This window comes from Paenibacillus sp. JT31N17, assembly GCF_056269255.1.
The window spans coordinates 89413-104907 of record NZ_JBWDNP010000006.1 but is presented as its reverse complement, the minus strand read 5'-3'; the positions used below and the strand labels follow the sequence as shown (position 1 = coordinate 104907).

Genomic DNA, 15495 nt, shown 5'->3' with positions numbered 1-15495 from the left:
CCATTTCAATAAAAGAAGGGATATGTGGCGATGAAGCGATCGTTTCGAATCGCACTGGTTTATGTGACGTTAGTTGCTCTGATGTTCTCGATGTTCGGCGGAGCCGTGAGTGCCGATGGGGGGACCGCAGCCGAAGCGCCGGTCCCGGGTGACGTCGTCACTGGGATACCATCCCAGGACGAAGATGCGCCGGACACCGAAGCGCCTGCAGCGCCTGCAGGTCTGCATGTGGCTGGGACGACAAGCACGAGCGTCAGCTTGTCCTGGAACGCTCCGGACGCAAATTCGGGCACGGTCACGTATGCGGTTTATAATGGCGGTGCCTCCGCGGGGACGACGGACCATACCCAATTTGTTGTGACGGGCTTGCTGCCGTCCACGTCCTATGTCTTCAGCGTCGCTGCACTCGATGCCGCAGGCCGTACCTCGCCGGCAAGCGAAGCAGTTGAAGCCGTAACGGAGGCAGATGGCTCTGCTGACAGCACCGGGGTGAAAGTCGTAACTCCGGCAGCAGCAGATACAGGGCCAGGTATCATTCTTGCGCGGGATTCCTTCGAATCCGCGGAAGGCGTACTGCATGGAGCCGGCGGCGGCAAAGGCTGGTCGAAGGGCTGGGAGGTGCAAAACGGCAATGCCGATGAGCCGGGGTACAATGTGCGCGGCGATAACCCGCTGGTGTATGACGGCTTGTATCAAACCGGCAGCTATGCAATCGGCGGCAAGGCGTACCTGACTGCGGTCCGGGGGCTGAGCCTCAGTGCCGACGGACCGTTCGCACCTTATCTGGAGAACGGCAAAATCGGGAAGCCTGGCACGGCGCTGTGGATTAGCGCCCTTATGCGCAAAGACAACATGACAGACAGCTCACTCACAATAGGCACGGATTGGCCGTCGACAAAGCTCGAAATGGGTTTCTTCGGGAGCGAATCCACGGACAATAATATTCGTTATTGGTCCTTGAAGGTGAACGGAACCGTTTACCGCTCCGCTGTGCCTTTGGAAGTCGGAAAAGCGGCTCTGCTTGTCATGAAGCTCGAATTCGGCGCCGAGAACCAGTTCAGTCTATATGTCAATCCGGCGGAGCCGGGCGGGAATGCGCCAGCTGCCCCGGACGTTCAGGCTGTGACGGACGCAAATCTTGGATTTGGCATGATTTCAACGACGAGCGCAAGCGGAGGAACGGAAGATTATTCGATCGATGAAATCCGGATCGGCACAACGTTCGGTGCCGTCACGCCCGCTTTCTTCGACAATGAGGCGCCGTCGGCTCCGGCAGGCGTAGAGGTCGTGAAGAAAACCGATTCCGCCGTGACATTGGGCTGGGAGCCCGCGGCCGACAATGTCGGCGTCGTCGGCTATGACGTGTTTCAGGGCGGGACGCCTGCAGGAACGACCTCCGGCACGACTTTCACTGTGAAGGGCCTTATGCGGGGGACCGGCTACACCTTCACCGTCAAAGCCAGGGATGCGGAAGGGAATATTTCTCCGGCGAGCGAGCCTGTCGAGGTAACGACAGATGCGCAGCCGGCCGACAACTCGCTCTACAATTTTGAAAATGAGGATCTGCAGGGAATGAGGCTGCTCGACGGACAAAATGCGGCGATCGCTATCGATGGCACGCGCACATTTGCCGGCGAAGGGGCTGCCAAGATCACATTATCCGGCGGGGGAACAGCACAGACAATCGGCTGGGACGTTCCGGATCCCAGAATCAAGCCCGGGAAGACCGTTTCCTTCCGCTTCTATGTTCCATCCGGACAGGATGACATTGTCATTCAGCCGATGGTGTTCGGAGCAGGCTGGGCTTATAACGGCGGCTTCTACGAAACAAAAAATCTGGAGAAAGACAAATGGATCACGCTTGACGTAAAATTTGAGACCGGCGATGTTCCGAGCCCACGGGTAGGGATCGCTTTTACCGCGAATGCTCCCGCCGTCGTCTGGATGGACAGCATAACCTTCAATGGTTATGGCGAAGCCGACACGGAAGCTCCTACTGTACCTGGCAATCTGCGGGCCACTTCCGCAACGGACAATGTGGTGTCGCTTGCTTGGACCGCTTCTACGGATAACGAAGATACGACGGTCGGGTACGTTATTTACAAGGGTGATGAGGCAGCAGGAACGACAGCCGGCGCAACCTCATTCACAGTTGCAGGTCTTGACGCATCAACGCCTTATACATTCACTGTGCGGGCGAAGGATACAGCCGGCAACCTCTCGGAGCCATCGAATGGGGTGCTGATCACGACGGATACGGCCCATATGAAGCTGTCGGGCACCCCTTACGGATCTGCCTCGCGCGGCGACAGCGGGACCGTTTCGTTCGACAAGGCGTTTGACGGCAGCGCGGACAGCTATTTTGATGCAGCGGCTGCAAATGGAAGCTATGTCGGCCTTGATATCGGAGAAGGGACCGCCAAGCGCGTAACAAAGCTGAAATTCCATCCGAGAAAGGACTATCCGGACCGGATGACAGGGGGCAAATTTCAAGGCTCGCTGACCCGGGACGGCGGATATACGACCATCCTCACGATCAGGGGCGTTCCGGAGGATGGCTGGAACGAAGTCAAAATCAGTGATCCGCACGCGTTCCGGTTCCTGCGCTACCTTGGACCGGACGGCAGCTCCGCCAATGTCGCCGAGCTGGAATTTTACGGCATCGAAGGCGACATCGCGGCTCCTTCGGCACCGGCATCGCTGCAGGTTGCAGGGATAACCGAGACAACGGTGAGTTTGTCCTGGTCGCCTTCGACCGATAACGATACGGTTACCGGCTATACCGTCTACGCGGACGGAAAAGCGGCGGGCATCACGGCGGATACTTCCTTCACCGTCCGCGGCCTGGAACCGGACCGGTCTTATGTCTTTACGGTTACGGCCAAGGACAGCGTAAACAATATTTCGGCTCCGAGCAGTCCTGTCGAAGCCATGACGCCGCCGGCAACGGTTGTGCTGGAAACTACGGTTAACAATACGAACGGCAAAGTTGTAGTCCGGGGCGAAGTCTCCTCGGGGGCGAATCAGGAAGTGACCGTGGACGTGAAGGATTCTGAAGGCCGCCTTGTATTCGCCGACCAGGTGACAAGCGGCTTCGGGGGCACATTCCTGCTGACCTTCACAATTGATGGAGACGGAACGTATACGGTAACGGCAGGCGGGCTCGGGGTAGCCGAACCTTATGCTTCCGTCATTATCATCGGAGAACCGGGTGAAGACACCACGCCGCCTGCGGCGCCTGCCGGACTTGCCGCCGTATCGGCAACCGCCCGGAGCATCGCGCTTGAATGGCAGGCTGCAGCCGATAACACAGGCGTGACAGGCTATGTGATCTACCAAAACGGCGAGCAGGCCGGCATAACAGCCGATACACATGCGGAAGTCACCGGACTTGAGCCGGCGACAACTTACACCTTCACCGTAAAAGCGAAGGATGCGGCAGGCAATCTGTCCGAAGCCTCGAATGCCCTGCAGACGACAACTGAACCTGCGCCTGCGCAAGGTCTTGTGATGGAAGTGACCCCATCCAAAGATATTGTGGAGCATGGCGAAGGATTTGATCTGGTTATCTCTGCGATGGAGGTTTCCGGGCTGTATGGATATGACTTGACCGTAACGTTCGATCCTGAGGCGTATGAAATTGTGTCGATCGCGCCGACAGCTGAATTCAAAGGGAACTCCACGCCTTATTTTAACCAGACGGTAAGCGGCGGCAGGATCCGCATCGTGTCCACGCTGCTTGGCGAGCCGGAAGGCAGAACCGGCGATGTTCCGCTGGTTGCCATCACGTTCAAAGCGAAGGATGTCCATGCGAAGAATGCCTTCACGCTGAAGAAGGGCTCGACAATTGCCGATGAGAATGATCAATTGTTCGCGCTTGGTGAAGACGTTGCGTCCTACAATGTCATTGTCTCCGCCGATGTCATCGGCAATGACGGCGTGAAGATCAACGATTTGACCATCGTAGCCAAAGCATTCGGAGATCCTGCGAAATATGATCCAAAATACGATATGAATCTGGACGGACTGATCGATATTTACGATATAGCCTACGTGGCTGACAAGTTACTCGCAAGATAGCTGGAGAACAGGGGGATCGCGAGCCGATCCCCATTCCTTGCAGGATCCGGGCAGCGAACCATCCTTGGAAGAAAGTGGTGAATTCATTGAGGAAGCTGATGAAGACAGCGGCGATTGCCGCACTGCTCCTGTCCTTTCTGCCGCAAACCCGGCTTCATGCCGCGGAGGCCGTCAAGACGGAAATTGCGATGACCGTGGACAAGACCTCGGTTCAATCGGGCGATACGTTTATCGTTACCGTCTATGCCGGGCAGGCGGTCAATCTGTTTGGTTTGCAGTATACCGTTGAATATAACGCCGATCTGGCGGAGATGAGCATGGATGACATTCGCTATTACGGCGCTTTTACCTATATGCAAAACGAATATGCCGAGCCTTCCGGCCGCAAATCGTTCCCCCTGATTAACGCGGAGCCGGCTGATGGACTGGTTGCCTATCAGCCGATTGCCGACATTCCGTTCAAGGCCCTCCATGAAGGCGACGTCCTGCTCAAGCTGAGCGGGATTAAAGCGGTCAACCGGCATTCGCCGCCGCAGGAAATTCAGGGCTATACGGCAACGCAACCGGTAACCGTTTCAATCGAAGCGGCGGACAGTCCAGTGGACAGCATTCCCCCTTCGGCGCCAGAAATCAGATTAGCCGCAAAAACGTCTTCAACCGTCCGGTTGGAATGGGAGCCTGCCGCCGATAACGTCGGCGTTGCCGGCTATCTGGTTTTCCGGGACGGCCTGCTCTACAGAACGCTTCCCGGGACCGCAGCCGCAGCGGAGATTACGGCATTGTCCCCATCGACAGCGTATTCGTTTACCGTCAAGGCCAAGGATGCCGCAGGCAACGAGTCTGCCCCCAGCAATGAGCTTAGGGTGACTCTGGACCCGCCAAACGGCAGCGGCGGAAATGGCAATAGCGGTGAAGGCGGTGGAAACGGAAGCGGTGAAGGAAATGGAAATGGAAGTGGTACTGGGCCGGGACCTGGTACTGCCAACGGGGTAAATTCACATGCCGATGCCGCTGATCAACGATTCCAGATTGTCGATGAAACGGATCTGCAAAATGCCCTGGATAACAAGGTTACCCTGCGCCCGGGCAGCGGAATAATTGGATTGACGCTTCCTGCCGATACGGGACTGCTACTTGGGCAGAACACTCTGGAGATCCTGCTCGAAGGAATAACCCTCCTTATCCCGCCTGAGGTATTCACGGAATTAATCAAGGCCGCTCCAAAATCCTTCGTGACGCCGGCTGCACGCATCTCCCTTCATGTGCAGGAGGCCGATCGCGAATTGCCGGGCATTGCCGTGTCCAGCCCGGGAGCCGGTTACCGCGCTGCCGGACATCTGTACCGGCTGGAGCTCGCCCTGCTGCCTGAAACCGGGGAACCGTTCATGCTTGAGCAATTTCCCAAGCCGATTCAGGCCTCGTTCCATTATGAAGCCGGACGGATGGACAGGGAATACACCGGGGTTTACCGTTTGAACGAAGAGACGGGCAAATGGGAATATGCCGGAGGGCGGGTTAACGATGTCAATGATACTGTGACTGTGCAGCTGCAGCATTTCAGCGTTTATGGAGCGATGGAGTACCGGCCATCGTTCATAGATGTGCCGGCTGGAGCCTGGTTCGCCAAGCCTGTTGGCGTGCTCGCCTCCAAGCAAATTATACAGGGTGTGGACGGGGATCATTTTCAGCCGGGCCGTCAGGTCACCAGAGCCGAGTTCGTCAGGATGATCGCCGGAGCCGTTCCTTTGACTTCCCTGCACAGCCCGAACGCAGCGATGGAACTGCCTTTCACCGATATTCCCGCTTCCGCCTGGTATAGGGACGCTGCTGCGGCGGCCTATGCGGCGAGGATCATCACCGGCAGCGATCAGGGACGGTTTGAGCCGGACCGGGCGATCACCCGCGAAGAGATGACGGCGATTCTCGTACGAACATCGATTTTTACATCCGGGGCAGCCTGGCAGCCGGAGAGTACATGGACAGCGGCATTCAGGGACTTCGGTGCGGTCTCCGCCTGGGCCAAACCGTATATCGCCTTTGCCGCGGATCAAGGATTAATAAAAGGAGGGACAGACGGCACATTTTCGCCAAAAGCGCTGACAACCCGCGCCGAAGCAGCCGCAGCCGTTTACAATCTTGTGCTGCAGGAAGAAGATTAAGCTCGGTCTTTAGGAAGTGTCGGCAGCCGAAGCAAAGCATAATCCAAACATTGTCAATTGAAAACTTGGATAATTATGGGTTGACATCTTGAAGCAATGATGTTAAATTCACTAATACCAGTTGGAATAGTTGGATTAAAATATCCACCGGAAAGCCGGAGATTGCCCCCAGGGCGTCTCCGGTTTTTTTGACTTTATAGCATTTATAAGCTTCACATTATAAATGTCTATAAAGTTGAAGGGAAGAAACCAGCTGTGCCGCCAAAGGATGGCGAGAGCCGTTTCTTCCTGACTTTATAGCATTTATAAGCTTCACATTATAAATGTCTATAAGGATGGAGGGAAGAAGCTTGCTATGCCGCCAAAGGATGGCGATAGCCGGTTCTTCCAAGTTGTAACTTATGACATGGGAAAGGAGAGATCAAGGCAGAGGTCAGCCCACCGGGGCGCCCAGACCATGCAGGCAGGCTGCGCGGAATTTTAAATTTAAAAACGACAAGGCGGAGATGGATATGAAAAAGATCCTTACGGGCGTCCAGGTTCTTATAATCCTCATTCTGCTGGCGGCCTGCTCGTCAGGCAATCAGCCGGCAGGCGGGGGCAATATTGCGGATTCAGACAAGACGGACGCAGATAAAACGGTCACTGCCGGATCAGGCGCGAAGGCAGAGCCGGCAGGAGATTTTAAGAAGCTGGGCGATGAGCCGCTTACGCTGAGCTTCGTCAGTCTGGGGGCGACATTCACGGACGTCGAATTCCAGATCATGATTGCCGATCCGATCAGGAAAAAATATCCGAATGTGACGATCGAGCGGATCAAGCCTGTGGAAGGAAGCGCCATAGAAGAGGTATTGTCCACGTACACGCCGGACATCCTCTTCAGTAGCGTATCGCAGCGGATTGTCCGGACCGGCGCATTCGAGGATTTGCGGGAGCTGATCAAACGGCATCATTTTGATGAAAGCCGGTTGAAGCCGGTCGCGTACAACTACATCAAGGAAGTGACCAGAGGCAAGGGCGAAGAAATATTCGCATTGCCCTTCAACGTCAACCAGCATGTGCTGTATTACAACAAAGACATTTTCGACCATTTTGGAGAGCCTTATCCGACGGAGAAGCAGTTGACCTGGGACGAGGCGCTGGAGATCGGAGCGCGTCTGACGAGGACTGATAACGGCAAGCATTATATCGGTCTGACGGGCGACAACCTGACGGGCCTCGCCAAATCGCTGGGTCTGCCGTATTTGGACCGGGAAACCGGCAATGCCGCGCTGGACACGCCGGAATGGCGCCGCATTTTCGAGCTGCAGAAGAAGATCTATGAAATACCGGGCTATATTGCGCAGGATAAAGTATGGGCCTGGACCCGCGATCATTTCATGAAGGACCAGACCATTGCGATGAGGGCGGCCTGGCTCGCCAATATGGTAGGTCCGCTGGAAGAACTGCGCCAGCAAGGGGTGGATTTCAACTGGGATATCGTACCGGTGCCGAACTTCGACGACCAGCTGGGCAAGACGCGCGAGGCGCAGATTCATTCCGTCTCCATCAACAGCCAGAGCAAGCACAAGGATGAGGCGTTCCAGGTGCTGGAGGAGCTGTTGTCTGACGAAGGACAGCGTATTATTGCCCGCAACGGCCGTGTACCGGCGATCGTAAATCCCGGGCTGGAGAAGGAATATGGGCTCGATATCCCCGTTCTTGAAGGCAAGTCGGTACAGAACGTGTTCATCGGGCAGCCGCTGCAGGAGCATTACGCGCATCCTTACGAGTCTGAAATCAGCGTCAGGCTGACGGAAGCGGCAGAGGATCTTGCAATCAACGGGCTGGACGTCAACTCGGCGATCCGCAAGGCGGAGGAAGCCATCAATAAGGATGTCGGGACGCTGCGGACAACATTGGGAGACTTGAAATAATAAATTGGAGGAAAGGCGGCGGGGTCCGATGAGTGAAGCGGGACGCAAGCTGAATTTAAATGCATTTTTGTATAATACCGGCCATCACGAGGCTTCCTGGCGGCTGCCGGAAGCGCAGCCGGAGAAGAATCTGGATATCAGACATTTTCGTAAAATCGCTGAAACGGCCGAGCGCGGGCTGCTGGATTCGTTGTTTCTTGCGGACGGCTATGCGGGGCGAATGAACAAGCTGGAGCCGTTCACCATGCTCTCGGCGCTCGCGGCGGTCACCAAGCATATCGGGCTGATCGCCACAGTAGGCACCACTTATAACGAACCGTTCCATGTGGCGAGGAAGTTTGCTTCTCTGGACCATATTAGCAAAGGGCGCGCGGGCTGGAATATCGTGACGGGGGCAGGTCCTGCGGCCCTTAACTTCAGCCGCGACGAGCATCCTGAGCATTCGGAGCGCTACGCCAACGCCGAGGAATTCGTCGAGATCGTCAAGCAGCTGTGGGACAGCTGGGAGGACGACGCATTCGTGAACGACAAGGCGGCGGGAATCCACGTCGACCCGTCAAAGGTGCACGATATCAACTACACCGGGCAGCGCCATTCCGTGAAAGGCCCGCTCAACATTGCCCGTCCCCCGCAGGGCTATCCTGTGCTTGTGCAGGCAGGCTCCTCGGATACGGGGCGCGAGTTCGCGGCAAGGTATGCGGAGGTGATTTTCACCGCTCATCAGGCGCTCGGAGAAGCGCAATCCTTTTATTCGGATTTGAAGACGAGGCTGCTGAAGTACGGCCGGAGCCCGGAACAGCTGAAAATACTGCCGGGCATCAGTCCGATTCTGGCCGATACCGAAGCGGAGGCCCGCGACATCGAGAATGAGCTGTTCGAGCTGATCGACCAGAAAAATGCGATCCAGCGGTTGTCCGAGCGGTTCGGCATCGACTTAACCCATCACCCGTTGGATCAGCCGCTGGATATTCACGAGGCCCGCACAACAGACGAGGTCAATGGCAACAAAAGCCGTCATCAGCTGGTGCTTGATCTTGTTTCCCGCGAGAACTTGACGCTGCGCCAGCTCATCAACCGGCTGGCCGGGGCGCGGGGCCACTTCACGTTCACCGGTACGCCGCTGCAGCTTGCCGATGTAATCGGGCATTGGTTCAAGAACGGCGCAGCCGACGGCTTCAACGTAATGCCGCAGGTGTACCCGAGCGGTCTGGAGCGTTTTGTCGACAAGGTCGTGCCGGAGCTGCAGAACCGGGGGTTGTTCCGCACCGCTTATGAAGGCGCGACGCTGCGGGAGAATCTCGGTCTTGCCTATCCGGCGAACACCCGCCATCAATCGGGAAAAGGGGTGCAGGCAATATGAGCGGCAAGCCGCAGCGGAACGTGCATCTGAATGTTTTTTTGCGGGCGACCGGTCATCATGCGGGAGCCTGGCGCCATCCGGATTCACATCCGGAGCTGGAGCACGATATCGAGTATTTGGCCCATCTGACACGGATTGCCGAACGCGGCAAGCTGGATTCCGTCTTTCTGGCTGACGGCTATGCCGGCCGGGGGAGCAAGCTGGAGCCTTTTACGCAGCTGTCGGCGCTGGCAGCCCTCACCGATCATATCGGATTTATCGCGACGGTGGGAACCGTCTATAATGAACCGTTCCATGTGGCGCGCCAGTTCGCTTCGCTTGACCATATCAGCGGCGGCCGGGCCGGGTGGAACATCGTGACAGGAGCGGGCTCGGCCGCCCATAATTTCAGCCGGGATGAGCATCCCGAGCATGCGCAGCGGTATGAATCGGGCGAGGAATTCGTGGAGGTCGTCAAGCAGCTGTGGGACAGCTGGGAGGACGACGCACTGGTCTTCGACAAGGCGGGCGGCGTCCATATCGCGCTGGACCGCGTCCATGAAATCAATTTCAAAGGCCATACCTACTCCGTGAAGGGACCGATCAATATCCCGAGGCCTCCGCAAGGATATCCGGTGCTGGTGCAGGCGGGTTCATCCGAGGCGGGAAGGGAGCTTGCGGCGAAGACGGCGGAGGTCATCTTCACAGCCCAGCAAACATTCGGAGCAGGTCAGGAATTTTATGCGGACGTCAAAGGCAGGCTGGCGAAGTATGGCCGTACGGGGGATCAGCTCGTCATTCTGCCGGGCTTCGCGCCAATCGTTGCCGATACGGCGGCGGAGGCGCGGGACATTGAGCAGGAGCTGCACAGCTACGTGGATACGAAGCGCGCGTTGGACGAATTGTCGGAACGGTTCAAGGTCAATCTGAACGATTACGATCTGGATGATCCGGTGCCGGTGGATAGGGCAAAGGCGGCGGAGGCGTTCAACGGAATCCGGAGCCGGCAGGAGGTGGTCATTGACGCGGCGCGGAGGGAGAATTTCACGATCCGGCAGCTGCTCTACCGCAGCAATGGCGGGCACGGGCATATCACGTTCACGGGCTCGGTGCTTCAGGCGGCCGATTTCATCGAGCAGTGGTTCCGGAACTATGCGGCGGATGGCTTCAATGTGCTGCCGCAGCTGTTCCCGACCGGTCTTGAGACCTTCGTCGACAAGGTCGTGCCGGAGCTGCAGAACCGGGGCTTGTTCCGCACGGAATATGAGGGGACAACGCTGCGGGAAAATCTTGGCCTGGCCCGTCCGGCCAACACGCGGCATCATTCGTCTGCGGCGGCGGATAGACCCGCCGGTTAATACTCATTTGATGCTGCGTGTGAAGGTGGATTTGGATTGCGCGTTTCACCTGATTGAGGAGCGATAGGCAGGACCAGTACAAATGCGGCGGCAGTCCGGGACATTATTCTCATGTTTCCGACTGCCGCTGCGCATAGTTGGGGATGCTTGCCGGCTATTTCTTTTTGGACGCGGTTTGAAATTACATATGCTCCGAGTATAATACTAGACGATATACATCTCTCATCCTTCTATTGAAACGTAATGACGGTCGGCCTGAGTTGATGGAACCAGGACAGCCGGCAGCGGCAGGCAGGATCGGAAAGGAATGGGTTTAATGACGGACATACAGCCCTGGCTGAGGGGAATTGAGTGGATATTCTTCGATCTTGGAGAAACGCTGATCGACGAATCGCTAGCTATTAATGAAAGCATACGGCAGTTCATAACCGCAGCAGACGAATTGGATTTCGATTTTTCTGCGGAACAGGTAAGGCTGGCGATCCGAGAGGCTTACCGGCAGTTCGCAGACTTTCCCATGCGCAGTGTAATGGAGCAGTGGGTGCCAATTGCCGAGCAGCGCACACAGATCCGCCAGGGCATGAAATACCGCAAGGATCTGGAACGCCCTTTTGCGGCAGCGATTCCGCTGCTGGAGGCGCTCTCCAGCCGCTATCGGCTCGGCATTATCGCCAATCAAGGCCCTGGTACGCAGGAGAGGATCGGAAAATACGGCTTCTCGCCGTACTTTGACGTATGCTGCGCATCGGCCGAGGCGGGAATGGCGAAGCCGGACGAACGTTTTTTTCTTCTTGCGCTGGAGCAGGCAGGCTGCCGGCCGGAGCAAGCGGTCATGATCGGCGACCGCATCGACAACGATGTGATTCCGGCCAAACGGCTGGGTATGAAAGCGATTCTGGTTCGACAAGGCGACGCCTGCGAACAGCCTCTGCCTGAAGGCGCTGATAGGCCTGATGCGGTTGTGGACCGGATTGACGAGCTTCTGCCGCTGCTGCTCGGCAATTGAAATGCTTTTGGCCATGGTCATGAGGCAGCTAAGCGGGCTATTGGCAGCCTGAGACGCATGCCTCTTTTTTCGTGGTGCGCCTTCATGATGGCATGACGGCGGCCGGTCAGAATGATCGGTGCATGGAGGCTTTGGGATCTTGACGGGTGGCGGAAATGATGATAGCATAAAACCGATTATACCTGTTGGAATAATTGCATAGTTGACCAGACTGCTGGAGACACAAGAGATGCTTGTGCTCTTTTTTTGCGTTTGGCGTTATTCATTTTGTAGGGGAGGAATTTTTTTGAACGACATTATTAAGCAGCTGCAGGCACATCGCTCCATCCGCAAGTTCAAGCCGGATCCGGTGACAGGGGAACAGCTGGCTCTGATTCTCGCTTCCGCCCAGGCGGTATCCACCTCATCCAATATTCAGGCTTACAGCGTCGTCGGCGTGCGCCGTGAGGAGACAAAGCGGCAGTTCGCCGAGCTGGCCGGAGGCCAGAAGCATATCGAGGAGGCGCCGTTGTTCCTTGTCTGGTGTGCGGACTTGAACCGGATTCAGACGGCTGTCCGGCTGCACGAAGGCACGGAGGATTTTGTACCCGAGCAGAATGTGGAGACGTTCCTGCTGGCGACAATCGATGCTACGCTTGCTGCGCAGAACGCAACCGTGGCGGCAGAGTCGCTGGGACTTGGCATGGTGTACATCGGCGGTATCCGCAATAATCCGAAACGCGCGGCAGAGCTGCTGAAACTCCCGAAGCTGGTCTATCCGGTATTCGGCATGTGTGTGGGCGTGCCCGATCAGGAGCCCGATACCCGGCCGAGGCTGCCGAAAGCCGCCGTTTACCATGAGGAAGTATACGATGATGCGGCGTTTGCGGACAGCATTCGAATCTACGATGAGACAACCGGGAAGTATTACGCCTCCCGTGCCGGGGGGAGCAAGGCTACGTATTGGTCCAAGGAGATGTCGTCGCGTTTCCGCAAAGAACGGCTGCGGCAGCATTTGCACGGCTTTATTGAAGGCCAGGGGTTCCGCTTCAAATAAGCGAGGCTCGGCGTTTAACTGTATGGGAGCTATTTACCGCCTATCTGGAAAAAAATTGAAGGCACAGCTGCTGATCGGCATTTCAATCGGGCATCATTGTCTTTTTTTTAGTGATCGCGGTGTCATTACTCTGCAGTAAAACAGCATGTGCTCCATAAACAACAGGCAGCGCCCTTCATAACGGGGCGCTGCCTGCATTGTAAGAAAATCCCTGTTCATCGAATTGTCATATCGCCTTCCCGGAATCCCGCTTCAGGATGCCCGACATGATGGAATGGCATGTCTTATCCAGACCGGCAATAAAGCGGTGTGCCGGACCATGGCTGTGCGAAGCGAGCGGTCCGGCACAAAACAAGCCGGGAAGGCTGCTTTCGAAATGGCGGTCGAGCCGCGGGAAGAGACCATAACCCGACTGCTCGACCGCCATGTCCTGCAGTAGATCCTCATGCAGGAAAGGGAGTTTTCGGATGTCGATGCGGTATCCGGTCGCGGCGATCAGATGATCCACAATCCGTTCCTCGCCGCTCGAAAGTCGGAGCAGGAGCCGCCGGTCGCGAGTCTGTCCCGCGGAGGAGATCATCACGCTGGAGCTTTCCTTTATTTTGCCATCGACGTAAGGGCGCAGGAAGGAGGCGATGCTGCCGGAGGGCCTCTTCCAGCGTTCCTGTTTCTCTTCGAGCGGCAGGTCGTAGAACGATTCGGCAAGCGCGATCAGATTCGCTCCGGAGCCGTGATTGTCCGCAGGACTGTAATGCGGCTCATCCCGGCGGTAGATCAACTCCACATGACATCCGGCAAGGTGGAGCAGAGCGGCTGCCTCCCAGCTGCTCTGGCCGCTGCCGAGCACAGCCACTCTCTTGCCGCCGAAGATACTGTAGTCCGAATAGCCGATCGGATGAGAGACCAGGGAGGCCGGCAAACCGGTAAGCTCATCCGGGATATGCTCAAAATGCTGCAGGCCCGTTGCGATGATAACGCGGCGTGCATAGCTGGCGGTGCCGTCGCCTGTCATAAGCTTATATCCGCCTGTACTGCGCCGCAGCTGCGCAATAAGCGGGTGCCCGAATACGATATGGGTCTTCTCTGCAAACCACATGGCGTATTGGACGAAAACAGGGCGGGGAAGCGGCTGTCCAAGCTCCGTGCCCGTCGCCTCCGCAAAATGCTCCAGCGTAAAGCGGCCCTCTGCGTCTGACAGATTCACATAAGCGGGATTGGTGCGGATGAACATATTCTGCGGCATCCTCTCCCGCCAGAAGTGCATCGGAGGGCCGAACAGCCGATAGTCCAGCCCGCGGGCAGCGGCATGGGCGGCGAGAGAGATGCCGTAAGGACCGGCGCCGATAATGGCAAGATCAATCATTGGCAGGTCACGGCGCAGCGGTCAGGCTGGCGCTGCCGTCATGCTCTCCCAGCCGCCTGGCGTACTTGCGGCGGAAAGCCGGAATCAGCTTTGTCCCGGATATCGTGGCTTCCTCCAGATTCGGATAACCGGAGAGAATGAACGAGGTGATGCCGATATCGACATATTCCAGCAGCCTGTCGGCGACTTGATCGGGCGTGCCGACGAATGCCATGGCACCGCCCCCGCGGATGGCGGACAGGCCCGCCCAGAAATTCGGCCCGATGACGTAATCATTCGCTTTGGCGAGAGCGCGCACCTGGTTTTGGCGCTGCTGGCCTTCCGACTGCGAGCCGGCGAACTGGATTTCCGTCGCATCCAAGTCGCTCTGGTCGACTTTGCTGATGATGAGGCGGGCAGCCGCCCAAGCCTCCTCTTCCGTGTCGCGGATGACGACCTGCGCCCGCAGACCGTAGCGGATGCTGCGGTTGACCCCCTCGCGTGCCAGCAGCTGCCCGCGGTGATGCTCGACCTCTGCAATCTGTTCCTTGATCCAGTCGATCGGCTCCGCCCATATCAGATAGACGTCGGCGATTTCGGCTGCCGTTTTCTTCGCTCCCGGCGAGCTGCCGCCGAAGTAGAAGGGCGGATGGGGGCGCTGAACCGGAGGCGGATAGCTCTTGCCGCCTTCGATCGTGAAGTATTTGCCCTCAAAGTCGAACGTTTGCGCGGCGCCCTCCGGATTGCCCGCAGCAAGATTGCCGCCGGCAAGGAATTGCCGCCCTTCTGCGCCGTGCGAGCGGATCCACAGCTCGCGCACGATTTTGATATATTCCAGCGTCCGCTCATAACGGGCATCCTTGTCGTAGGCGAGGGGATCGCCCATCGCCTTCATATCCTCCGGCGAGCTGCCGGTCACGATGTTGATGAGGGCGCGCCCGCCCGTTACCTCGTCGAGCGTAGCGCCGATCCGCGCAGCTAACGCGGGTGCAATAAGTCCTGGACGCATCGCAACGAGCGGCTTGAAAATGCGCGTATGGGCGGCGAGCGTCGCTCCCATAATCCAGGCGTCGCTGCAGGTGCCGCCCGTCGGGATAAGGGCGAACGTATAGCCGGCGTCTTCTACCGCCTTCGCGACACGGATCATATAGGGCGTATCGACCACACGCTCCGATTTGACCCCGATATAAGGGCCGTCGCCCCTGGTCGGCATATACCAGCCGAATTCGACTTCCGTTCCATTGATGGCTTCCATTTGG

General features: G+C 57.3%; 9 protein-coding genes. 7 read left to right on the top strand and 2 right to left on the bottom strand.

Annotated features, from left to right (window positions below; translation table 11 throughout):
• Positions 1-30: 30 nt before the first annotated feature.
• The 7 genes from AC0YOB_RS20330 to nfsA all read left to right on the top strand — a co-directional run bounded on the left by AC0YOB_RS20330 (position 31) and on the right by nfsA (position 12894).
• A complete protein-coding gene (locus AC0YOB_RS20330) occupies positions 31-4080 on the top strand; it encodes a fibronectin type III domain-containing protein (RefSeq protein ID WP_475794298.1) in 4050 nt (1349 codons plus the stop codon).
• Positions 4081-4157: 77 nt separating this feature from the next.
• Entirely contained in the window at positions 4158-6239 is a 2082-nt protein-coding gene (locus tag AC0YOB_RS20325) for an S-layer homology domain-containing protein (RefSeq protein WP_475794297.1), read from the top strand.
• Between the two features lie 512 nt (positions 6240-6751).
• Positions 6752-8155, top strand: coding sequence for an ABC transporter substrate-binding protein (locus AC0YOB_RS20320; RefSeq protein WP_475794296.1), 1404 nt, complete (start codon positions 6752-6754; stop codon positions 8153-8155).
• 28 nt (positions 8156-8183) lie between these two features.
• Positions 8184-9515, top strand: a complete 1332-nt coding sequence (locus AC0YOB_RS20315; protein WP_475794295.1) for an LLM class flavin-dependent oxidoreductase — start codon at positions 8184-8186, stop codon at positions 9513-9515.
• Positions 9512-10852: an LLM class flavin-dependent oxidoreductase gene (locus AC0YOB_RS20310; protein WP_475794294.1), complete on the top strand. Its 1341-nt coding sequence runs from the start codon at positions 9512-9514 to the stop codon at positions 10850-10852. The genes AC0YOB_RS20315 and AC0YOB_RS20310 overlap by 4 nt, the downstream gene beginning before the upstream one ends.
• A gap of 316 nt (positions 10853-11168) precedes the next feature.
• The gene (locus AC0YOB_RS20305) at positions 11169-11858 is read left to right on the top strand and encodes an HAD family hydrolase (RefSeq protein WP_475794293.1); all 690 of its coding nucleotides are present in this window, start codon (positions 11169-11171) and stop codon (positions 11856-11858) included.
• Between the two features lie 286 nt (positions 11859-12144).
• A complete protein-coding gene (nfsA, locus tag AC0YOB_RS20300; RefSeq protein WP_475794292.1) occupies positions 12145-12894 on the top strand; it encodes an oxygen-insensitive NADPH nitroreductase in 750 nt (249 codons plus the stop codon).
• 226 nt (positions 12895-13120) lie between these two features.
• Here the strand turns inward: nfsA and AC0YOB_RS20295 are convergent, their stop codons facing one another.
• Positions 13121-14257 carry an NAD(P)-binding domain-containing protein gene (locus tag AC0YOB_RS20295; RefSeq protein WP_475794291.1) on the bottom strand — a complete coding sequence of 379 codons (1137 nt, stop codon included), beginning with the start codon at positions 14255-14257 and terminating at the stop codon, positions 13121-13123.
• 7 nt (positions 14258-14264) lie between these two features.
• Positions 14265-15491, bottom strand: a complete 1227-nt coding sequence (locus tag AC0YOB_RS20290; RefSeq protein ID WP_475794290.1) for an LLM class flavin-dependent oxidoreductase — start codon at positions 15489-15491, stop codon at positions 14265-14267.
• Between the last annotated feature and the right edge of the window lie 4 nt (positions 15492-15495).